Raw genomic sequence first — 21,685 nt, 5'->3', positions numbered from 1 at the left:
AAGCCGGGCCAGCCGAAGCACACCATCGCCTGCACATATCGAGCGGCTGGGACAGCCTCGATCCCGACAGCGCACACAGCCCGCCGCCGCCGACCCCATCAGCCCCCAGGCCGCGGGACATCATCATCTGAGCACTCTGACTCGCCGCCGCCCGGACCCCGAGCGCGCCCCCGCGCCAAAGCGACGAGGCGGCGCCCCACCAGGGGCACCGCCTCGTATCAGACTGCTGGGACGGGGGTCCCGGCCGTCATACCATCTGCGCGCGGAACTAGCGCTTCGCGGCGGTCTTCTTCGCCGGGGCCTTCTTGGTGGTGGTGCGCTTGGCCGGGGCCGCCTTCTTGGCCGGGGCCTTGGCGACCTTCTTCGCGACCGGTCGGGCGGCGGCCTTCTTGGCCGGGGTGGCCTTCTTGGCCGGGGCCTTCTTGGCGGTGGCGGCCTTCTTGGCCGCCGCCTTCACGACGGTCGCCTTCTTGGCGGCGGCCTTCTTGGCCGGCGCCGCCTTCTTCGCGGGCGCCTTCTTGGCCGGGGCCGCCTTCTTGGCGGTGGCCTTGACGGCGGTCTTCTTCGCGACGACCTTCTTCGCCGGGGCGGCCTTGGCGGCGGTCGCCTTGGCCGCGGTCTTCTTGGCCGGGGCCGCCTTCTTGGCGGCGGCCTTGACGGTGGTCTTCTTGGCGGCGGCCTTGGCGGCGGCGGGAGCCTTCTTGTCGCCGTTGACCATGTCCTTGAAGCCCTGACCCGCCTTGAACTTCGGCGCGGAGGAGGCCTTGACCTTCACCTGCTCGCCGGTGCGCGGGTTGCGGGCGGTGCGCGCCGGGCGCTTGACCTTCTCGAAGGAGCCGAATCCGGTGATGGAGACCTTGGTCCCCGAGGCCACCGAGGCGATGATCGCGTCCAGGACCGCGTCGACCGCGTCCCCGGCGTCCTTCTTGGACGCAGCGAGCTTGTCGGCGACGGCCTCGATCAGCTGGGCCTTGTTCATGTCTACCTACCCTTGGGGCTGTTGGTACGTCTTGCTCTGATTTCGGCCGTACGTCGCATGCTTGCTCCGTATCAGAACCAATCGCACCGTATGGTGGCGCCAGAGGGCGAATCAAATACCTAGGGGTTAAATCACCCTTGTGTCGCAGTGTTTTTCCCAGAAGGGGTGTCTGCGGGGCCGGAAACGGGGGTGGAAACCACCCCGGGAGCCAGGATCGCGAGTTCGCAGAAAAACTCTTCCAAACGGTGTGCCGCGACCGTCACGTCATGCCGCGACAAAGCGGTGATGGCGAGCACCCGCTTGGTGAGTTCGGCACGCCGCTGCGCGGGGATGCGCGGATCGCCGAGCGCCTTGTGGACGTCCTTCAGACGCGCCGCGAAGGCCGCATAACGCGAAGGGCGGGGCCGCAGAGGCGCGTCGGGTGACATTCACCCATAGTGCCCCTGGGCCCCGCCCAAGAAGAAACTGATCAAGCCGGGACGTCAGCCGACATCAGCCGACGCCGCCAAGCCTTACGCCGACGCCGACCCTCACACCGCCGCCGGCAGCGTCTTCGGCTTGAACCCCGGACGCGTCTCCTCGAACTCGTCGATCACCTCGCCGTGCCGCAGCGTCAGGCTGATGTCGTCCAGCCCCTCCAGCAGCCGCCACCGCGTGTACTCGTCCACCTCGAAGCTGAACACGTGCCCCTCGACCCGCACCTCGCGAGCCTGCAGGTCGACCGTCACCTCCAGCTCCGGGTTCTCCTCCACCAGCTTCCACAGGAGCTCGATGTCCTCCTGCTTCAGCACCGCGGTCAGCAGCCCGTCCTTGGCCGAGTTGCCCCGGAAGATGTCGGCGAACCGCGCCGAGAGCACCACCTTGAACCCGTAGTCCTTCAGCGCCCACACCGCGTGCTCGCGCGAGGAGCCGGTGCCGAAGTCGGGACCGGCGACCAGCACGGTCACGTCCTGGTACTGCTCCTGGTTCAGGATGAACTCCGGGTCCGCGCGCCAGGCGGCGAACAACCCGTCCTCGAAACCGGTGCGCGTGATGCGCTTGAGGTACACCGCCGGGATGATCTGGTCGGTGTCGACGTTGGAGCGGCGCAGCGGCAGCGCGCGCCCGGTGTGCGTCGTGAACTTCTCCATGACTGTCCTCGCTCCTAAAATCTCTGCCGGCTCAGACGGCCAGATCCGACGGGGACGACAAGGTCCCCCTGACCGCCGTCGCGGCGGCCACCAGCGGCGACACCAGGTGCGTGCGCCCGCCCTTGCCCTGCCGCCCCTCGAAGTTGCGGTTGGACGTGGACGCCGAGCGCTCGCCGGGGGCCAGCTGGTCGGGGTTCATGCCCAGGCACATCGAGCAGCCGGCGAACCGCCACTCGGCGCCGGCCGCGGTGAACACCTCGTGCAGCCCCTCGGCCTCGGCCTCCAGCCGCACCCGCGCCGAGCCCGGCACCACGAGCATCCGGACGCCCTCGGCCACCTTGCGGCCCTTGATGACGGCGGCCGCCGCGCGCAGGTCCTCCAGCCGGCCGTTGGTGCACGAGCCGAGGAAGACGGTGTCCACCCTGATCTCCCGCAGCGGCGTGCCGGCCTCCAGGCCCATGTACTCCAAAGCCTTGCGCGCCGCGACCTTGTCGGTCTCCACGCCGAAGTCCGTCTCCGGGTCCGGGACCGACGCCGACAGCGGCAGGCCCTGGCCGGGGTTGGTGCCCCAGGTGACGTACGGGGTCAGCGCGTCGCCGTCGATGACGACCTCGGCGTCGAAGGTCGCGCCCTCGTCGGTGCGCAGCGTCTTCCAGTACGCGACCGCCGCGTCCCAGTCGGCACCGGACGGCGCGTGCGCGCGCCCCTTCAGGTACGCGAACGTGGTCTCGTCCGGCGCGATCATCCCGGCGCGGGCGCCGGCCTCGATGGACATGTTGCAGACCGTCATCCGGCCCTCCATCGACAGCTTCTGGATGGCCTCGCCGCGGTACTCCAGGACGTAGCCCTGCCCGCCGCCGGTGCCGATCTGCGCGATGACCGCGAGCACCACGTCCTTGGCGGTGACGCCCTCGGCCAGCGTGCCGGTGACCGTGACGGCCATCGTCTTGAACGGCTTCAGCGGCAGCGTCTGGGTGGCCAGCACGTGCTCGACCTCGCTGGTGCCGATGCCGAACGCCAGCGCGCCGAAGGCGCCGTGGGTGGAGGTGTGCGAGTCGCCGCACACCACGGTCATCCCGGGCTGGGTCAGGCCCAGCTGCGGGCCGACCACGTGCACGATGCCCTGCTGGGCGTCGCCCAGGGAGTGGATCCGCACGCCGAAGTCGGCGCAGTTCTTGCGCAGCGTCTCGATCTGCAGCCGCGACACCGGGTCGGCGATCGGCTTGTCGATCTCCAGCGTGGGGGTGTTGTGGTCCTCGGTGGCGATGGTGAGATCGGGGCGGCGCACGGACCGGCCGGCCTGGCGGAGTCCGTCGAACGCCTGCGGCGAGGTCACCTCGTGCAGCAGGTGGAGGTCGATGTAGAGCAGGTCGGGCTCGCCGTCGGCCGAGCGGACCACGTGGTCCGCCCACACCTTTTCGGCCAGGGTGTGGGGCATCGTCGCTCCTGTCTTCCCACTTGGATACTTCTGTTGTCGCCGATCGCGCGCCGGCGGCCGCCACAGCGGCTTCGATCATTCCCCGCGCACGCCTTGCGTCTCGGGATCTGAGACGGCAGAATTCGGTCTATGGACAACTCTAGCGGAGTCGGCGTCCTGGACAAGGCCGCCGTCGTATTGAGCGCCCTGGAAGCAGGCCCGACCACCTTGGCGGGCCTGGTGACGGCCACGGGATTGGCGCGCCCGACAGCACACCGGCTGGCGGTGGCCCTTGAGCACCACCGTCTCGTATCCCGGGACATGCAGGGCCGCTTCATCCTCGGGCCCCGGCTGCAGGAACTGGCCTCGGCGGCCGGCGAGGACCGGCTGCTGGCCGCGGCGGGGCCGGTGCTGGCCGCGCTGCGCGACCACACCGGCGAATCGGCGCAGCTCTACCGGCGCCAGGGCGACCTGCGCGTGTGCGTGGCCGCCGCCGAGCGCATGTCAGGGCTGCGCGACACCGTGCCGATCGGCTCGGCGCTGCCGATGACGGCCGGTTCGGCGGCGCAGATCCTGCTGGCGTGGGAGGAGCCGGACCGGCTGCACCGCGGCCTGCAGGGCGCGCGGTTCACCGCGACCACGCTGGCCGGCGTGCGCCGCCGCGGCTGGGCCCAGTCGGTCGCCGAGCGCGAGCAGGGCGTGGCCTCGGTGTCGGCGCCGGTGCGCGGGCCCAACAACCGGGTCATCGCCGCGGTGTCGGTCTCCGGCCCGATCGAGCGCCTGACGCGCCAGCCCGGCCGGCTGCACGCGCAGTCGGTGGTGGAGGCGGCGGCACGGCTGAGCGAGGCTGTGAAGCGCGGCTCGTAACGCCCGCCGCGCAGGCATCAGGGGCACACTGGACCGGTGAGGTCCTTTCGGAGTCGACGACACAACGGCGTGTCCGTCGCCCGGGCCGCGGGAGTGCTGGTGGCACTCGCGGTGGCCGCGGCGGCAGGCTGTTCGGCGCACAGCACCGCCAAGCCGGCGCCCTCGTCCACAGCGGTGACCGCGGTGAGACTCGATGGACCGGTATATGGAGAACCCGCCGATGGCGGGAACGAAGTCTTCGCCGCCACAGAGAACAACACGGTCTACGCGCTCTCACCGACCAATGGTTCGGTGATCTGGAGCAAGCATCTGGCCGAACCCTTTAGGCCGCACGGGTGCGGGAACATCGTTCCCCTGGGGATCACCGGGGCTCCGGTATACGATCCCGCGTCTCATCTCGTGTACGCGGTCGCCGAGGACGCGAACGCACACCACGTGTTGTACGGACTCAGCGCTGCGGACGGCCACGTCGTCTCGCACGCGACAGTCGATCCACCGGTCGGCGACCAGGCCTTCCTGCAACAGCGTTCGGCGCTGACACTGTGGCACGGACATGTGTTCGCAGCCTTCGGGGGTCTGTACGGGGACTGCGGTACCTACACCGGAGCGGTCGCATCCGTAGACACCGCCTCGGGATCCGTCAATTGGTTCGAGGCCTCGTCCGACGGCCGCGGCGGCATGTGGGCTCCCGGCCCAGCGGCAGTGGGCACGGATCGCCTGTACTTCTCGATCGGCAACGGCAACGCGGATAAGGCAAGCCAACCCTTCGACGGCACCGACTCGGTCGTCGCGCTGGACGAGAACGCCAAACGGGTGGACTTCTTCGCACCGGCGTCGTGGGCCGCCGACAACGCGTCAGACCTCGATCTGGGCTCGATGAACCCGACGCTGGCCGCCGGACATGTGATCATCGCCGGTAAATCAGGGCAGGGATACCTGCTGGATCCGACGCGGCTCGGCGGCATCAGCGCGGGGACGGCGTTCACCGCTTGCGCCGCCTTCGGCGCGGCCGCGGTGCAGGGCGACGTGGTGTACCTGCCGTGCGCGGACGGCACGCGCGCCTTCCGGATCGGGAGCCAGGCGACGCAGCTGTGGCATGCGGCGCACAGCAACGGGCAGCCGGTCGTGGCCGGCGGCCGGGTCTGGGTCACCGACTACGACGCCGGGGTGCTCTACGCGCTCGATCCGGCGACGGGGCAGACGACGCGGCAGGTGTCGGCCGGCGCGCTGCCGCATTTCGCCACGCCGGCCGTCGTCGGGGACAAGCTGTTCCTCGGGACGACGGCAGGCGTCGCGGTCATCAGTACGACGCCATAGCGTTCGACCCGAGGTCGCCGCCGCGTAAGTCGGCGCTCCCGTAAGTCAGCGCTCCCGTGAATCAGTGTCCCGTCACTCAGCGCCCCGTCACGCCCCAACAGTCAGCGCCGCGTGAGCTGCCGCCGCGCCGCCTCCACGGTCTGCTCCAGCAGCACCGCGATCGTCATCGGCCCGACGCCGCCGGGCACCGGCGTGATCAGGCTCGCCTTCTCGGCCGCGCTGTCGAAGTCGACGTCGCCGACGTTGCCCGGGTTGTAGCCGGCGTCGATGACGACCGCGCCGGGCTTGATGTCGGCGCCGGTGATGAACCTCGGCCGGCCGACCGCCGCGACCAGGATGTCCGCCTGCCGCGTGTACGAGGCCAGGTCGACGGTGCGCGAGTGGCAGTAGGTCACCGTCGCGTCCCGGGCCAGCAGCATCATCCCCACCGGCCTGCCCAGGATCGGGCTGCGGCCGACCACCACCGCGTGCTTCCCGGCCAGGTCGACCTCGTACTCGTCGAGCAGGCGCAGGATCCCGCCGGGGGTGGCCGAGACGAAGCCGGGCTCGCCGAAGGCCATCGCGGCGAAGGAGTGCATCGTCACGCCGTCCACGTCCTTGGCCGGGTCGATGGCCTCGAAGGCGGCGCGCTCGTCGATGTGCGCCGGGACCGGGTGCTGGAGCAGGATGCCGTGCACGTCCGGGTCCTGCGACAGTTCGGTGAGCGCGGCGACCAGGGTGCCGGTGGTGATGGTGTCCGGCAGTTCCACGTGCCAGGAGCCGATCCCGGCCTTCGCACTGCGGTTCTGCTTCATCCGGACGTAGGTCACCAACGCCGGGTCCGAACCGACCAGCACCGTCGCCAAACACGGCGTCACGCCGTTGGCGGTCAGGGTGGCCGCGTCGGCCGCGGCCTGGTCGACGATGCGCCGGGCCGCGGCGGTTCCGTCCATGAGCATGAGCACGCCTCCTGAGCGGCTTGAAGGAAGTCGCCCAGGCGCACGGCAAAGACAGCGAGTGTCAGGCCGCTCCCCGGTGGTGACCCACCTCAGCGCCAGTCACGGCCTGACAGCACTATGGCACAAGCGCCGCCAACACGGCGGCTAGGCGGCGGCTACGCGTCCGGCGCGATCTTCGCCATCGCGTTGATGACGCGGTCCATCGCGTCGCCGCCCTTGGGGTCGGTGAGGTTGGCGAGCATCTTCAGCGTGAAGCGCATCAGCATCGGGTGCGACAGCCCGCGCTGGGTGGCCAGGCGCATCACCTTCGGGTTGCCGATCAGGCTCACGAACAGCCGGCCCAGCGTGTAGTAGCCGCCGTAGGTCTCCTTCAGCACCCGCGGGTACGCCGAGAGCGCGAGCTCCCGCTCCGGGCCGGAGGGGCGCGCCAGGGCCTGCGCGATCACGTCCGCGGCCAGCTCGCCGGACTCCATCGCGTAGGCGATGCCCTCGCCGTTGAACGGGTTCACCATGCCGCCGGCGTCGCCGACCAGCAGCACGCCGCGGGTGTAGTGCGGCTGGCGGTTGAAGCCCATCGGGAGCGCGGCGCCGCGGATCGGCTCGGTGCGGTTCTCCTCGTTGAAGCCCCACTCCTCGGGGGTGTTCTTCAGCCAGGCGCGCAGCAGGTCCGGGTACTTGACGTTGCGGAAGGACTTGGTGGTGTTCAGGATGCCCAGGCCCACGTTGGAGGTGCCGTCGCCCATGCCGAAGACCCAGCCGTAGCCGGGGAGCAGGCGCGTGCCGTCCCAGAGCTCCAGCCAGGACTCGAGGTAGTCGTCGTTGGTGCGCGGCGACTTGTAGTAGGTGCGGTAGGCCACACCCATCGGCCGGTCGTCGCGCTTGTGCAGGCCCAGCGCGATCGAGAGCCGGGTGGAGTTGCCGTCGGCGGCGACGATCAGCGGGGCGTGGAAGGCGGTGTCGCGCTTGCCGCCGTCGGCGTCGGTGATGCGCGCGGTCACGCCGATCACCCGGTTGCTGCGCTGGTCCACGATAGGACCGGTGACGTTCGTGTTCTCGTGCAGCCGGGCCCCGGTCTTCTGCGCCTGCCGCGCCAGGATCTGGTCGAAGTCGGCGCGCGGCCGCACCAGCCCGTAGTTCGGGTAGGCGGCCAGCTCCGGCCACGGCAGCTCCAGCCGCATGCCGCCGCCGAGGATCCGCAGGCCCCTGTTGTGCAGCCAGCCGGCTTCCTCGGACGTGTCGACGCCCATCCGCACGAGCGACTTCACCGCACGCGGCGTCAGGCCGTCGCCGCACACCTTCTCCCGCGGGAACTGGGACTTCTCCAGCAGCAGGACGTCCAGGCCGGCGGTGGCCAGATGATGGGCCGTCGCCGAGCCCGAGGGCCCGGCCCCGACCACGATGACGTCGGCGACGTTCTCCGAGGGCACGGCCTCGCTCGGAGCGGTGGAAGAGGTTTGCGCGGTCACCCGCCCGATTCTAAGCGCAGGCCGGTCGGGACCTGCGCGAGGGCCGGGCAGTGCGGCACACGGCGCACACACGAGTCGCGGCGGTCGCGACCCGGCAGGCGCGAAGCGGCGAGCAAAACCGCGTGACGCTCAAGCCGCCGTGCCGGTCGCGACCGCGGCAGGCACGGAGCGGCGAGCAAGGCCTCGTGAGGCTTGAGCCGCCGAGCCGGTCGCGACGCCGACAGACACGAAGCAGCGAGCAGGACTGCGTGAGCCGGCCGCCGAGCCGCCGTGCCACCCCCCGCACAAGCGCGACACCCGCTAAGGCGCCACCCCGCCCCGGCTCGGCGCCGGCTTGAGCTTCGCCATGTTGTCCACCGCCGGGTGCGCCTGGCCGGCCGGGCCGGCGGCGAAGGCCAGCAACATGTTGGCCGTCACCTGCTGCGCGAAGGTGTGCGCGGCGGCGTCCATCTTGTCCGTGCAGCCGCCGCTGACCAGGGCGCAGTTCCAGCGCATCGTGCCGCTCGCGAAGACGCCCGCGCCCGAGGGCACCGTGTAGTACGCCGAGTCCGCGTAGGAGGCCTTGCCCTGGCAGGTGATAGGCGAGTGGGTCAGCGCCTCGATCGGGTGCGGGGTCGTGGAGTCCGCGACCACCCGGTCGTACTCCACGCCGACCAGCCCCTTGAACGACTCCCCCGCGTGCGCGTCCGTGCCGGCCAGGAGCCAGGACGTCGGGTCGTACACGACCATGTTCGCGTTCGCCGGGTTGCACTCGTAGTAGACGCCGGTCAGGACGTTCTCCGGCCGCGGGTCCGGCGGGTTGCGCCAGTCCTGGGTCGACTCCTCCGGGTTGGTCACGTGCATCGGGTCCTCGGCCGCGTCCTTGTAGTCCACCTGGATGCGGTCCTTGCCCAGCGGCGAGTCCTGGAAGCGTATGTGGCGGAAGATCGCGTTGGCGCCGAGGAAGGCGAGGTTCGTCCCGGCGCCGCGCGCCTGCGTCAGGGTCTGGCGCATCTGCGTCGAGTAGTACTCGTCGTGGCCCAGCGAGATGATCGCCCGCGCGCCCTGGAACATGCCGGGGTTCTCGTGCAGGTCGAGGTCCGTGGCATAGGCGAGCTGCAGGTTGTGGGAGGCGGCCAGCTTCTCGGCGAAGACGATCGAGGACTGCTCGTAGGTCTGGAACCGGTCCGCGCCGGTGGTGTCGTACGGCCGGTCGAAGGACACGATGCGCGCGCGGTGCCCGTAGTCGTTCTTCGGGCCGCCGCTGTAGAGGTCGAAGCCGCCGTAGGAGTTGTAGGCCTGCCACGTGGTGACGCCGTTGAGCAGCACCACCTTGCCGGCCGTGGACGTCGACTTGACGGTGATCGGCACGAACCGTGGGCCCTTCACCTTGCCGCCGACCGCGTCCAGCCGGATCAGGTAGGAGCCCTCGGGCCAGTTGTCGGTGGCCACCGTCAGGGACGGCTGCCAGGTCGTGCTGACCGTGTTCACCTGGGCCTCGACGGTGAACTTCGGCTGCGCCTTCCCCTGCGTCGCGTCGGACTTCCACACCTGCCGGGCCTGCGTCCCGCCGTAGTAGCCGATCCGGTACGCGGTGGCCGTGAACTGCGGCGCGGTGGTGTTGACGTAGAGCTTGAAGCTCTGTCCGGAGGTCACCGCGATCTGGTCGGCGTACCCCTCGATGCCGTGGTCCTCGCCGGAATCTATGCCCTTGTTCCAGTTCGGCGCGCCGGGCTGGGCGTTCTCGGCCGCGGCGTTCAGAGCCCCAGCGGGAGCCCCAGTAGGCCCTCCGGGATTCGTCCCGGACGCACCGCCCTGAGCAGTACCCGGCGCCCCGCCGTTGTTAGGACCCGACTGCTTCGAGCCGCCCCCCGAACACGCCGCCGCCGATGCCACCATGAGCACCGCGGCGACGAGAGCTGCCGCCCGGCCTATTCGAGCCTTCACAGGCTCAGTCTTCCTTATACGCGCGATGCAATGCGACGATTCCGCCAGTCAGGTTACGGTGCGCGACCCGGTGCCAACCCGCAGCACCGATCACACTCGCGAGTTCCCGCTGGTCCGGCCAGGCGCGGATGGACTCGGCGAGATAGACGTACGCGTCCGGGTTCGAACTCACCTTCGTCGCCACCGCGGGCAGCGCCTTCATCAGGTACTCGATGTACACGGTGCGCAACGGCGCGAGCGTCGGGTGCGAGAACTCGCAGACCACCAGCCGCCCGCCGGGCTTGGTGACGCGCAGCATCTCGCGCAGTCCGCCCTCGGTGTCCTGGACGTTGCGCAGCCCGAAGGAGATCGTCACCGCGTCGAAGACGCCGTCCCGGAACGGCAGCCGCGTCGCGTCCCCGGCGGCGAACGTCAGGTGCGGCAGCCGGCGCTTGCCGACCTGCAGCATGCCGAGCGAGAAGTCGCAGGAGACGGTGTCCGCGCCGGCGTCGTGGAACGGCTGCGTGCTGGTGCCGGTGCCGGCCGCCAGGTCCAGGACGCGCTGCCCGGGCCTGGCGTCCACCGCCTGCCGCACCGCCCGGCGCCACAGGCGCGTCTGGCCGAGCGCGAGCACGTCGTTCGTCAGGTCGTAGCGCTCGGCTACGCCGTCGAACATGGCGGCGACCTCGTGCGGCTGTTTGTCCAGGGATGCTCGGCTCACGGGGCGATTCTCTCACCCGGGGTGCGCGGCTCCCGTACCGCCTCAGACGGTGCGGTGCACGATGGTGCCGCCGAGCACGGTCGCCACGCACGTCCCGTGGTCGATCAGGCGCCGGTAGGGATCGCCGTGGCCTTTCTCAACGCCGCTTTCTTCAACGCCGCTTTCTTCAACGCCGCTTTGTTCAACGGAGAACACGGCGAAGTCGGCGCGCACCCCGGGCTCCAGCCGTCCGACCCGATCGGGCCCCTCGGTCAGCCCGAGCGCGACCGCGCCGCCGAGCGTCGCCGCCTCCACGATGCGCCGGTCCAGATCGTCGGCGGCGTACCCCTGAGCACGGGCCACCGCGCGCAAAGCCCGCGCCTCGTCGAGCAAGTCGAGCGACGGCGAGGAAGCGGCCGAGTCGGTGCCCACGCCGATCGGCGATCCCTCTTCCAGATACGCGGCCACCGGCGGCTCGCCGGCCTCCAGGATCCGGTTCGAGCGCACGCACAGCGCCACCGCCGTCCCGCGCTCGCGCAGCAGCGCGCGGTCGGACTCGCTGACGTGGATGCCGTGCGCGATGTGGCAGTCGTCGCCGAGCGCGCCGCGCGCGTCGGCCCACTCCACCGGCGTCATCCCGGTACCGCGGTCGAGGATGTCGGAGAAGTCGAGCCCGAACTGCTTAGCGTTGTCGGCGAAGGGGCCGGTGCCGGTCAGCACGTACTCCGATTCCTGCGTGGTCTCGGCGATGTGCGGGTGCAGGCGCTTGCCGCGCTCGTGCGCGATCGTGACGCAGTCCTCGTACACACCGGTGCTGATGGTGAACGGCGTGTGCGGCGAGACGCCGCGGGTCGGGCCGCCGGCGCCGTCGACCGCCCCGACGAGCTCGGCCCGCTTGCCGGCCGCCCACGAGGCGTCGTCGGCGAAGACCGCCTCGATGTAGGCCACGCCCCGGATCCCGCTGCGCGCGATCGCCGAGAGCACCACCGGCTCGGTCACGATGTCCGCGACCGCCGTGGTCCCGGTCTTCAGGTAGGCGTGCAGCCCGCGCCGCGTGGACTCCTGCCACATCGCGTCGGTGAAGGTCGCCCGGCGCTCGACCATCTGGTGCAGCCACTCCGGGAACGGCAGGCCGGAGGTCGCCAGGTCCGCGAAGTCGTAGTACTGCGTGTGGGCGTGGCTGTTGACCAGTCCCGGCGTCAGGATGCCCGGCCAGTCGCGCACGCGCGCCTCGGGATGCGCGGCGACGAGGTCGGCGCGGGTTCCGACGGCGATGACGCGGTCGTTGTCCACGACGATCGCGCCGTCGGCGATCGGGGCGGAGGTCATCGGGAGGACGAGCGGGGCGGCGTGGAGGGTCAGCACCGTTCGAGGTTAAGGCACGGCGTGCGGCCGGGGCCGCGCGAGGGCTTACGGTCCACGGAAAACCGCCGGGCCGGTGCGCGGAACGCACCGGCCCGGCGGCCTTGTCTCAACTCACCTCAGCTCACCTCAGCTCACCTCGGTTGAGCTCGCGATCAGCTCAGTCGCACTCGCGGCCGAGCTCCGGCAGCACCTTGGTGTGCTCGATCCGCACCGCCTGCAGGCGCTGCGAGTCCAGGCCGAGCAGGCGCAGGATGGTCGGCGCGATCTGCGTGGTCTCGACCTTCTGGTCGTTCACGCCGCGCTCGCTGACACCGGCGCCCGACACCACGATCGGCACGTTGGTGTCGTCCGCGGCCGCGCCGCCGTGCTCGGCGATCTTGCCCTTGCCGCCGGTGAACACCACGCCGTGCTGCGCGATGGCGAAGATGTCCGGCACCCGGTTGTCGCCCGGCTGCACGTGGAAGTACTTGCGGGCCTCGGCGCCGGCGTAGACGGTGGTCAGACCGCTGTGCGTGTACGCCTTCGGGTTGCCCTTGATGTCGTTGCCAGTGCCGCTCTGGGCCAGCAGGTACTTCTTGGCGAAGTCGGCGGCGGCCTGGCTGCGGTCGTTGAGCCACAGCAGCATGCCGTCGTCGTCGGTGGACAGCGCGACCAGGTCGCCGGCGCCCGGGTGGGCCTTCTTCCAGGCCGCGTTCAGGCCGTCGAGCAGCGGGCCGTCCGGGATGCGGGTGAGCGCGGCCGGGTTCTTCGGGGACTGGGCGTGCTTGGCGGACAGGATGATCGTGGTGCCCTTCGCCAGGCCCTTCTTCTTCAGCTCGGCGGTGAACTTGCCGACCTCGCCGTTGACGAAGTCCAGCGCGCCGGACAGCAGCGGGCCCGGGGTCTGGCCGTCGGCGAGGTAGCCGCCGGGCTGGCCCTCGGAGGTCGGGAGCTTCTGCGCGGTGGAGACGGACTGGAAGTTCAGGCCGAAGACAGCCGGAGTGCCGACCTTGGTCTTGCCGCTGTGGTCGTAGCCGTCGATCTCGTTGAGGACGGCCTGGACCTTGTAGTCGTCGTACTGCCGGGTCGCGGCGTTGTCGGTGGTCCAGTCCTTGCCGGCGGGCAGCGCCGGGTCCTGGCTGTTGATCTCGGGCGCGAACAGGTCCTGGATGCCGTTGCCCTCGGGGCCGGACAGCAGGTCGTACGCGGCGTGCTTGTCGGACCACGCGGTGCGCAGGCCGGCGTCGTGAACCACGTTGAAGACCGTGTTCACCTGCAGGTAGCTGTTCGGGTAGACCGGCTTGCAGGTCTTCGGGTCCACGGGCAGGTTCGCCGGGTTCATCAGCTTCTTGGCGTCACCGGTGAGGTTCAGGATCGAGTTCGGCAGGCCGGTCAGGCCCTGGCCGGCGTCCAGCGAGTTCAGGTTCCAGTCGGCGGCCTCGGTGTAGGACACCTCGGCGCCCAGCGGGACACTGCCGTCGCACTTGGTGGTGCCGGCCGGCAGCAGGCCGTGGTTGAAGGTGTCGTCGTAGTAGACCCCGGTGGTACCCGGGTTGCCGCCGGTGACCTGCGCGGTCATGCCGGGGAAGGAGTCCGACGGGACCGGGGTCGAGGCCGCGGAGTAGTCCACGCCGCCCTTGACCAGCTTGGCCAGCGCCGACTCCGGGTGCTGCTTCACGTACCAGGCCAGGTCGGACTGGTGCAGGCCGTCCACGGAGATCAGGAGCACGTGCTTGGCCGGGGCGTGCGACTTGGTGGGCGAGGCCGCCTGCGACGGGGCGACGGCCAGGACGCCGCCGAGCAGGGCGGTGAGGCCGCCGGCTACGGCGAGCCGGGTGACGGTGCGGGACAAGGTTGGGACCCCCTTGTGATGTGCGAGCAGCCCGGGATGGCCGGTCGCCGCCCGGTATCCTCCGAGGCGAAAGTGGACGGCGGGCGCACCGTCGGTTGAACAAAGCCCCAACTGCGCGCTTCTGGATCATGGATCGTACGACAAAGAGGGGCGTTGTGGATGGCAGGGGGCTGACGTCACGGGGTTGCCAAGCGGGGTCGAAGGCCCCGGACGTCAGCAGGATCCGGTGGCGAACAGGGTGCTTATCAGTTCACCTTGCGCTCCCGGCCCTCCCAGTACGGCTCGCGCAGTTTGAACTTCTGGAGCTTGCCGGTCGCGGTGCGCGGCAGCGTCTCCCGGAACTCCACACTCGTCGGCGCCTTGTAGCCGGCGATCAGGCCTTTGCAGTGCTTGATCACCTCGGCCTCGGTGGTGGCGCGCGAGGAGTGGTCCTCCTTCAGGACGACGAGCGCCTTGATGGTCTCGCCCCACTTCTCGTCCGGCACGCCGATCACCGCGCACTCGGCGATCGCCGGGTGCTTGTAGAGCGCGTCCTCGACCTCGATCGAGGAGACGTTCTCGCCGCCGGTGATGATGACGTCCTTCTTGCGGTCGGAGATGGTCAGGTGGCCGTCGGTCCCGATGGTGCCGCCGTCGCCGGTGTGGAACCAGTCCTCGGCCAGCGCGCGCTCGGACTCCTCGGGCTGCTGCCAGTAGCCCTCCAGGACCACGTTGGAGCGCACCAGGACCTCGCCCTCGGGGTCGGTGACCATCCGGGTGCCCAGGGACGGCACGCCGGCGCGCATCAGGTTCTGCGCGCGCTCCAGGCTCGACAGCGCATCCCACTCCTCGCGGGTGCGGTTCACGGTGACCAGCGGGGCGGTCTCGGTCAGGCCGTAGATCTGGTTGAACTGCCAGCCCAGCACGTCCTCGACCTGCTGGATGACGGTGCTCGGCGGCGGCGCGCCGGCCACCACGATGCGCACGCGGTCGCGGCCGGGGATCTCGCCGTCCCAGTCCTTCGCGGCGGCCAGCACCATCGCGATGACGGTCGGGGCGCCGTTCAGGAGGGTGACGCCGTGCTGGTCGATGCGCCGCAGAACCTCGGCGCCGTCCACCTTGCGCAGGACGACCTGCTTCGCACCGAGGCCGGTGACGACGTACGGCATGCCCCAGCCGTTCGCGTGGAACATCGGGAGCGTGTGCAGGTAGACGTCCCGGTCGCTGACGCCGAGGTGCAGACCCATCAGGACGGCGTTCAGCCACAGGTTGCGGTGCGTCAGCTGCACGCCCTTGGGGCGCGCGGTGGTGCCCGAGGTGTAGTTGATCGTCGCGGTGTCGTTCTCCCCGACCGCGTGCCGCACCGGCTCGTGGTCGCCCTCGAAGAACTCGGCGTCGGTCTCCGCGCCGATGACGAAGCGGTGGCGCGCCTTCACGTCTGTGAGCGCGTCCTCCAGCTCCGGATCGACGAGCAGTACGTCGGCACCACTGTGCTCGACGATGTACGCCACCTCGTCGGCGCGCAGCCGGAAGTTCACCGGCACCAAGACCCGGCCGTAACCGCTGACGCCGAAGAAGGAGGTGAGCAAGCGCGCGGAGTTGTGTGAGACCACTGCCACCCGGGCCCCTGCGCCGACGCCTAGGCGGTCGAGAGCGGCCGCCTGCGCACGTGCACGCTTAGCGATGTCCTTATACGTAAGTGTGCCCCAGGACGGCGCAGGCTGATCGGGTTCGTCGACGACAGATGCTCGGTCGCCGTAGACGACTTCTGCGCGGTCCAGGAAGTCGGAGACAGTGAGGGGAATCTGCATTCCCTCACTGTCTTACTTCCCAGTAGCTCTGCATAGAGGCTGTTCGGCGTGTCGCGGTTCTCAGTTCTGCTGCTGCTTCTCGGCGGCCACCGCCGCGTGGATCTCTATGGTCAGCTGGTGGATGAGCTCGGTGACCTTCGTGTTGTGGTCGAGCTCCAGTTCCTGCTCCCGGTAGTCGTGGTCCGCCTTGGCCTGCGAGATCTCGGCCTGGCGGTTCTGGCCGATCATCACGAAGGTGGACAGGAAGATCGCCTCGAGCGACACGACGAGCGTCAGCGTGGGCCACGGGCTCTTCTCCAGCCCCAGCATCCAGACGGCGAAGAGCACCGCGTGGATGTAGACGAACTGCATCGACCCGGCGAAGCGGGTGATCTGGTCGGCGATCCGGAGCTGGACGCTCTGGGCACGCTTGCGCTGGACCGCTATGACAGCCGGGTGCCGGAGCGTCGAGTGGTGCTTGTCAGCCGGGACGTGCTGCGGCGTTTCAGTCGCACTGGTCATGCGCTGAATTATCGGGGACGCCCTACCGCACGTCGACGAGCTTCAGCTCCGGATGCGCGGTACCGCCCTCGATCGCCGTGGAGGCGATGTGGCTCATCACGTGGTCGTCGACCGGGTCGTGCGCCGGGTCGTCGTGCACGGTGATGAGGTCGTAGGTGGTGCTGCGCTGGGCCGGGACGCGGCCGGCGGCGCGGATCAGGTGGATCAGCTCCATGCGGTTGGAGCGGTGCTTCGCGCCGGCGGAGGAGACCACGTTCTCCTCCAGCATCACCGAGCCGAGGTCGTCGGCGCCGTAGTGTAGGGACAGCTGGCCGGCCTCCTTGCCGACCGTCAGCCAGGAGCCCTGGATGTGCGCGACGTTGTGGAGGTACAGGCGGGCGACCGCGATCAGGCGCAGGTACTCGAACATCGTGGCCTGCGTGCGGCCCTTCAGGTGGTTGTTCTCCGGCTGGTACGTGTACGGGATGAAGGCGCGGAAGCCGCCGGTGCGGTCCTGGACGTCCCGGATCATGCGCAGGTGCTCGATGCGCTCTGCGTTGGTCTCTCCGGTGCCCATGAGCATCGTGGAGGTGCTCTCCAGGCCGAGGCCGTGGGCCGTCTCCATGATCTCCAGCCAGCGTTCTCCGGACTCCTTAAGCGGAGCGATGGCGGTGCGGGGGCGGGCCGGCAGCAGTTCGGCGCCGGCGCCGGCGAAGGAGTCCAGACCGGAGTCCTTCAGGCGGGTGATGGCCTCTTCGATGGTGACGCCGGAGACCTTCGCCATGTGCTGCACTTCGGAGGCACCCAGGGAGTGGATGACCAGCTGCGGGTACTCGGCCTTGATGGCGCGGAAGTTCTCTTCGTAGTACTCGACGCCGTAGTCCGGATGGTGGCCGCCCTGGAACATGATCTGCGTGCCGCCGAGGGCCACGGTCTCCGCGCAGCGCCGGAGGATGTCCTCCAGCGGACGGCTCCAGACCTTGTCGGACTTCGGCGCCGCGTAGAAGGCGCAGAACTTGCACGCGGTGACGCAGGCGTTGGTGTAGTTGATGTTCCGCTCGATGATGTACGTCGCGATCTCACCGTGCTCGCCGTACACGCCGGAGTAGCGCTTGCGGCGTGCCGCGTCCGCGGCGGTGCCCAAGGAGTGCAGAGGCGCGTGGCGGTACAGCTCCAGCGCTTCCTCGTACTCGATGCGGCCGCCGTCGGCCGCCCGGTCGAGGGCGTCTTGGAGCTCCGCGGAGATCTGCTTGCTCATCGGGCGTGCCCTTCGTCCGGGATCTTCAGTGCCCCTCCAGGGTACTTCGGCTGTCAGTGCGGAAGTACTTCGGCTGTCAGTGCGGAAACTGTCTGGGTATCCGGCGCTCGGCCAGACTGTCACGAAACCGTCCGATGATCGACGAGATCTGTCGGAAGGTCTGAGTACCTTCCAACTCCGGCAAGTAGAGGTGTCGGGCCGCGAGCCCTTCGACGGTGACTGTGAAGTACATCGCCATGAGGGGGTTCACGAAAAGCACACTGTTGTGTGTGCGTTGTGTGAAGTGGATGTCGCCACACACGCCGAGCATCGCCGAGGCGATCTGGCCGTGCACGATCGAGGGCCGCAGAGGGGTGTTCTCCTGCGCGTACGCCACGGCGTCGAGGTAGAGCGAGCCCTCGCGGCTGGCGCGCGGGATGGAGAAGGCGCCCAGGTACGCGCCGTCGGTGTCGAGGTCCGCGAGGTTCTCCAGAACCTGCACGTGGTTCACGCCGTGGTAGGCGTCAATGCCGAAGCCGATGCTGACCACCAGCCGGACCGGGATCTCGGCCAGACCCGCCACGGCCGCCAGGCTCAGCATGTCCTCCTCCGGCGTGCCCAGGCCCGTCTCGTCGCCGCGCATGAGGATGTCGGTGCCGCCGTCCACCAGCACGATCGCGTCGATCTCGTGGTGCGCGATCAGGGCCCGGTACGCCTCGCGCAGGGGCTCGACGCCGGTGCGCTGGAAGGAGTAGACGGTCGACGGTTCGCCGACGGTGTCCAGCCAGCGCGCGAGCGTGCGCTCCGGGAAGTAATCGGTGAAGCCGCCGCTGGTCGGCGTGATGGCCGCGACGTCGGGGGCGAGCCAGGCGTCGAGGCTGAAGCCGGAGGAGACGAAGGTCAGGTTGCCGAGGAAAACCTCGGCGCCACGCTCCCGTAGCGCCAGGGCCAGGGGGATCCCGCCGAGGACGTCGAACCCGCCGCCGGCGCCGGCGATCAGGACGCGGCGGGAGTCGGCGAGGGCGGCGAACAGCGGCAGCTCGCGCAGGCTGGTGGTCATGGCTGAGGACGATAATGGGAGGGCGGCTGCTGTGCGCGTGGTTACGCGGTGCGCTCTGTTGTGCGCTGCTGTTGTGCGCGGCTAGCGTGCGCCGCCGCCGCCGCGCTGCTGCTGCTGCGTCCGGTCGCTGTCCGCGCGGCTACTTGTCGCCGGCGCGGAAGATCATGCAGGTCGAGGTGGCGGTCGCGTAGAGCTTGCCGTTCCCGTCGACGATGCGCGCCTCGGCGAGCGCCGTGCGGCGGCCCATGTGCGTGACCGTACCGATGCATTGGACTTGGCCGGTGTCCTTGGTCATGCCGCGCACGAACTTCACCGACAGGTCGAGCGAGGTGTAGTAGTCGCCGGCCGGCAGCAGTGACTGCACCGCGCAACCGCAGGAGGAGTCCAGCATCGTGGCGAAGACGCCGCCGTGCACCGACCCGATCGGGTTGTAGTGGAACTCCTGGGGCGTCACGGTGAACACCACCCGGCCCTCCTCGACGTCGCCGAGGTAGATGCCGGTCGTCGCAGCGATCGGCGGCCACGGGATCCGGCCCTCGGCCATGGCCCGCAGGTATTCGATGCCGGACAGGCCCGCGCCTTCGGCGAAGGAGGCCAGCGGATCGCTCCAGCTGTAGGTGCGGGTGCGGTCGGCGTCGGCCGCGGCGGCGTCGTCGACGCCCTCAACGGTCTCGGTCATGGCTGCGGTCCTCCCAGATCCGGGCGCGACTCACTGAGTTAGCTACCGATAAGTAACAACCAGTCTAGCCCACGCCGCGGTTCCAGGCGGTGTGCGGACGACCCCCGTGGCGCCGGCTCCCCTCCGGCGCCCCCGGACGGACCCGGCTCAGATCTGCTGTGGCAGCAGCATGACCTCCGGCACTTGCAGCACGCCGATCTGGTCGCCGACCTGGCGGGCGAACTCGCGGACCCCCTCCAGCTGGCGCTCCCCCAGGGAGAAGTCCAGCGTCGTGAAGTAGTCCTCCAGCTCCGCGGCCGGGAACTGCTCCCAGCGCTCGACCTGGCGGGCCACCTTGTCGACGTGCTCCAGGGAGATGTCGCGGCTGCGCAGGAAGCCGCGATGGACCTCGTGGACGATGTCCGGGCAGCGCTCCAGGTACTCCTTGCGGACCGCCCAGACGGCGAACACCATCGGCAGCCCGGTCCAGTCTTTCCAGGCCTGGCCGAGGTCGAGGAGGTTGGTGCCGAGGCGGTCGGAGTCGTAGAGCCAGGCGCGCAGGGCCGGGTCGCCGATGATCACGCCGGCGTCCCCCTCGCGGAGCATCTGCTCCAGGTCGGGGGCGCAGGGGAAGTAGTCGGGCGTGACGCCGTACTTCTCGCGCAGGATGAGCTTGGCCAGCTGGACCGTGGTGCGGCTGGTCGAGCCGAGCGCGACGCGGGCGCCGTGCAGCTGCTCATAGGGGATCTTGCTGACCAGGTTGCAGCTGGTCACCGGGCCGTCGCTGCCGACCGCGACGTCGGGGAGGACCACCAGGTCCTCGGCGTTGCGGAGGTACTCCACCAGGCTGATCGGGCCGATGTCCAGGTCGCCGGCCACCAGCATGTTGGAGAGCACGTCGGGGCTGTGTTTGATCAGCTCCATGTCCAGGATCGCGCCGGAGTTGACCAGACCCCAGTAGATGGGCAGGCAGTTGAGGAACTGGATGTGCCCGACGCGGGGTCGCCGCCGGCACTGGGAGAGATGCGCTTCGAGCCGCGCTCCGGAGAGTTCGTCCACGGGGTTAGGGTACGACCGGGTGATCAGGTGTCCAGAGGCGGGGCAGTCGGGCGAAAGCGGCGAGCCGGACACGCGCCCCCCGGCGCGCCGCGTGGGGCGGGCCGGTGCTCGTCTCGGTTCCGGCTCGGTCCTCGTCTCGGTCCCGGCTCGGACCCCGTCTCAGTCCTCGTCCTCCATGGCCGCGTTCTCCTCGAACTTGTGCGCCATGCGCTCGGTCCGGCGGGTGACCTGCACGGACATCGCGTCGCGCTGCCGGGAGAGCAGGAAGAAGGACGCGATGCCGGAGACCAGCAGCGCGCCCATCATCAGGTACAGCACCCCGTTGCCGGTCACGATGTGACCGGTCGCCGCGACCAGGCCCCACAACACGGCGAGCGAGACGATGAAGATCGCGATGCGCAGGGTCGCGTAGCGCATCGTGGCGTGCTTGCCCTGCGCCGCCGCCGCACCGGCGGCCAGCGTCTCGGAGTCGGACCCGGAGTCGGTCCCGGAGTCGGAGCCGATCGCCGCCACGGCGACGCCGGCCGCGTCCTTCACCTCGGCCTTGTCAGCCGTCTTGTTGTCGGCAGGCATCCGCCGACTCCTTCCATCGGTATGAGAGACCAGCCCCGGGTGCGAGGTCTACAGGCTCAGGGCCATGTGGATCTCGTCCCGGTAGTCGTCCGCGGCGACCCGCAACATGCGCGGGATGCGGCCGACCTCGGTGTATCCGCACTTGCTGTAGAAGTGTTCCAGCCCGAGCCCGCCGCGGCAGGTGAGGTGGAGCATTTCGACACCGTCGAGGGTACGCGCCACCCGCTCGGCCGCCCGCAGCAGTTCCGCCCCGTACCCCCGCCCCTGGTGCTTCGGGTCCACGACCACGGTCTTGAGCAGGCGCGCGTGGTTCATCAACGGGAACTGGTGGTCCACGATGACCAGGAACGCGGCGGGCCGGCCGTCCGCGAACCCGACCAGCATCAGATCCTTGCCGACCGCGAACGCCCGGAACGCCTTGGCGTCCACGACCTCCCGCTCCACCGGCGCGACGAAACCGATCGCCCCGCCGGCGTTGGTGGCATCGGTCCAGATGTCGACGAGCAGAGGACGCAGCGACTCGGGGATCTCGGTATACGTCTCGAAAGTCAGAGCCATGACAACCATCGCCCCGTTCAGCGCTCGACGGCGTCGGCCGCGCGCCGAGCCCGGCGCAGACCCACCGCGATGTTCAACACCGTCACCGCGACCACGACCAACGCAGCCCCGGCCACCTCCGAAGGGGCGACCGGCTGCGACTCGCTCAACAGCAAAGCGCCCCCGGCCACCGCGAACAGGCCGACGGCCAACACGCGCAACTCGGTCGCCAGACTGAAGGCGCGGGGACGACGGGGCCGACGGCTGAGGCGGTCGCGGAAGTTCACAAGATAGGACTATGCGGCACCGGTCCGCCGATCCCCAAATCAGTCCCGCAGCGCAGACGCGCCCCCTACCGGTGGCGGCGGGGCTGGGG

Annotated in this window: 21 protein-coding genes and 1 riboswitch; of the genes, 2 read left to right on the top strand and 19 right to left on the bottom strand. The window is 69.9% G+C overall.

The features are described 5' to 3' along the window. Window positions 1–268: 268 nt before the first annotated feature. From GWK61_RS60820 to leuC, 4 genes are all read right to left on the bottom strand, one after another. The gene (locus GWK61_RS60820) at window positions 269–979 is read right to left on the bottom strand and encodes an HU family DNA-binding protein (RefSeq protein WP_194909803.1); all 711 of its coding nucleotides are present in this window, start codon (window positions 977–979) and stop codon (window positions 269–271) included. 131 nt (window positions 980–1,110) lie between these two features. Then, window positions 1,111–1,407, bottom strand: a complete 297-nt coding sequence (locus tag GWK61_RS18915) for an SCO5555 family protein (RefSeq protein ID WP_194909801.1) — start codon at window positions 1,405–1,407, stop codon at window positions 1,111–1,113. A 102-nt stretch (window positions 1,408–1,509) separates the two neighbouring features. Further along, entirely contained in the window at window positions 1,510–2,109 is a 600-nt protein-coding gene (gene leuD, locus GWK61_RS18910) for a 3-isopropylmalate dehydratase small subunit (protein WP_194909799.1), read from the bottom strand. A gap of 31 nt (window positions 2,110–2,140) precedes the next feature. Then, on the bottom strand, window positions 2,141–3,547 hold the full coding sequence (gene leuC / locus GWK61_RS18905; RefSeq protein ID WP_194909797.1) for a 3-isopropylmalate dehydratase large subunit: 1,407 nt from the start codon (window positions 3,545–3,547) through the stop codon (window positions 2,141–2,143). 129 nt (window positions 3,548–3,676) lie between these two features. Here leuC and GWK61_RS18900 point away from each other — a divergent pair, with 129 nt between their 5' ends. Together GWK61_RS18900 and GWK61_RS18895 are read left to right on the top strand one after the other, a co-directional pair. Then, window positions 3,677–4,393 carry an IclR family transcriptional regulator gene (locus GWK61_RS18900; protein ID WP_194909796.1) on the top strand — a complete coding sequence of 239 codons (717 nt, stop codon included), beginning with the start codon at window positions 3,677–3,679 and terminating at the stop codon, window positions 4,391–4,393. A gap of 69 nt (window positions 4,394–4,462) precedes the next feature. Further along, on the top strand, window positions 4,463–5,710 hold the full coding sequence (locus GWK61_RS18895) for an outer membrane protein assembly factor BamB family protein (protein ID WP_194909795.1): 1,248 nt from the start codon (window positions 4,463–4,465) through the stop codon (window positions 5,708–5,710). A gap of 101 nt (window positions 5,711–5,811) precedes the next feature. On the opposite strand, the gene GWK61_RS18890 is transcribed toward GWK61_RS18895, so the two are convergent. The 15 genes from GWK61_RS18890 to GWK61_RS18820 form a co-directional block, all read right to left on the bottom strand. Continuing rightward, window positions 5,812–6,648: a bifunctional 5,10-methylenetetrahydrofolate dehydrogenase/5,10-methenyltetrahydrofolate cyclohydrolase gene (locus tag GWK61_RS18890; protein ID WP_194909794.1), complete on the bottom strand. Its 837-nt coding sequence runs from the start codon at window positions 6,646–6,648 to the stop codon at window positions 5,812–5,814. Between the two features lie 25 nt (window positions 6,649–6,673). Continuing rightward, window positions 6,674–6,761: riboswitch (ZMP/ZTP riboswitch) on the bottom strand. Between the two features lie 42 nt (window positions 6,762–6,803). Continuing rightward, on the bottom strand, window positions 6,804–8,123 hold the full coding sequence (locus GWK61_RS18885; protein ID WP_438939772.1) for a geranylgeranyl reductase family protein: 1,320 nt from the start codon (window positions 8,121–8,123) through the stop codon (window positions 6,804–6,806). 291 nt (window positions 8,124–8,414) lie between these two features. Next, a complete protein-coding gene (locus GWK61_RS18880) occupies window positions 8,415–10,040 on the bottom strand; it encodes a N,N-dimethylformamidase beta subunit family domain-containing protein (RefSeq protein ID WP_323747634.1) in 1,626 nt (541 codons plus the stop codon). A 4-nt stretch (window positions 10,041–10,044) separates the two neighbouring features. Next, window positions 10,045–10,740, bottom strand: a complete 696-nt coding sequence (locus GWK61_RS18875; RefSeq protein WP_194909793.1) for a demethylmenaquinone methyltransferase — start codon at window positions 10,738–10,740, stop codon at window positions 10,045–10,047. A gap of 42 nt (window positions 10,741–10,782) precedes the next feature. Beyond that, the gene (locus GWK61_RS18870; protein ID WP_194909792.1) at window positions 10,783–12,084 is read right to left on the bottom strand and encodes an amidohydrolase family protein; all 1,302 of its coding nucleotides are present in this window, start codon (window positions 12,082–12,084) and stop codon (window positions 10,783–10,785) included. Window positions 12,085–12,241: 157 nt separating this feature from the next. Then, on the bottom strand, window positions 12,242–13,915 hold the full coding sequence (locus GWK61_RS18865) for an alkaline phosphatase family protein (protein ID WP_194909786.1): 1,674 nt from the start codon (window positions 13,913–13,915) through the stop codon (window positions 12,242–12,244). 245 nt (window positions 13,916–14,160) lie between these two features. Then, a complete protein-coding gene (locus tag GWK61_RS18860; RefSeq protein WP_194909782.1) occupies window positions 14,161–15,705 on the bottom strand; it encodes an AMP-binding protein in 1,545 nt (514 codons plus the stop codon). Window positions 15,706–15,765: 60 nt separating this feature from the next. Further along, entirely contained in the window at window positions 15,766–16,206 is a 441-nt protein-coding gene (locus tag GWK61_RS18855; RefSeq protein ID WP_194909780.1) for a DUF1003 domain-containing protein, read from the bottom strand. Window positions 16,207–16,228: 22 nt separating this feature from the next. Then, window positions 16,229–17,443, bottom strand: a complete 1,215-nt coding sequence (gene mqnC, locus GWK61_RS18850; RefSeq protein ID WP_194909778.1) for a cyclic dehypoxanthinyl futalosine synthase — start codon at window positions 17,441–17,443, stop codon at window positions 16,229–16,231. A gap of 76 nt (window positions 17,444–17,519) precedes the next feature. Continuing rightward, window positions 17,520–18,482 (bottom strand): DUF1152 domain-containing protein, encoded by a 963-nt coding sequence (locus GWK61_RS18845; RefSeq protein ID WP_194909776.1) that lies wholly within the window; start codon window positions 18,480–18,482, stop codon window positions 17,520–17,522. Between the two features lie 139 nt (window positions 18,483–18,621). Next, window positions 18,622–19,161, bottom strand: a complete 540-nt coding sequence (locus GWK61_RS18840; protein WP_194909773.1) for a PaaI family thioesterase — start codon at window positions 19,159–19,161, stop codon at window positions 18,622–18,624. A 147-nt stretch (window positions 19,162–19,308) separates the two neighbouring features. Next, complete coding sequence (locus GWK61_RS18835) at window positions 19,309–20,199, bottom strand: menaquinone biosynthetic enzyme MqnA/MqnD family protein (protein WP_194909771.1); 891 nt, start codon at window positions 20,197–20,199, stop codon at window positions 19,309–19,311. Between the two features lie 159 nt (window positions 20,200–20,358). Beyond that, the gene (locus GWK61_RS18830) at window positions 20,359–20,772 is read right to left on the bottom strand and encodes a DUF4229 domain-containing protein (protein ID WP_194909769.1); all 414 of its coding nucleotides are present in this window, start codon (window positions 20,770–20,772) and stop codon (window positions 20,359–20,361) included. Between the two features lie 48 nt (window positions 20,773–20,820). Continuing rightward, on the bottom strand, window positions 20,821–21,330 hold the full coding sequence (locus tag GWK61_RS18825; RefSeq protein WP_194909768.1) for a GNAT family N-acetyltransferase: 510 nt from the start codon (window positions 21,328–21,330) through the stop codon (window positions 20,821–20,823). A 17-nt stretch (window positions 21,331–21,347) separates the two neighbouring features. Continuing rightward, on the bottom strand, window positions 21,348–21,596 hold the full coding sequence (locus GWK61_RS18820) for a hypothetical protein (protein ID WP_194909767.1): 249 nt from the start codon (window positions 21,594–21,596) through the stop codon (window positions 21,348–21,350). Window positions 21,597–21,685: the final 89 nt, after the last annotated feature.

It is taken from the genome of Catenulispora rubra, from assembly GCF_015356825.1.
GTDB lineage: Bacteria > Actinomycetota > Actinomycetes > Streptomycetales > Catenulisporaceae > Catenulispora > Catenulispora rubra.
This window is presented reverse-complemented; position numbering and strand designations above follow the sequence as displayed.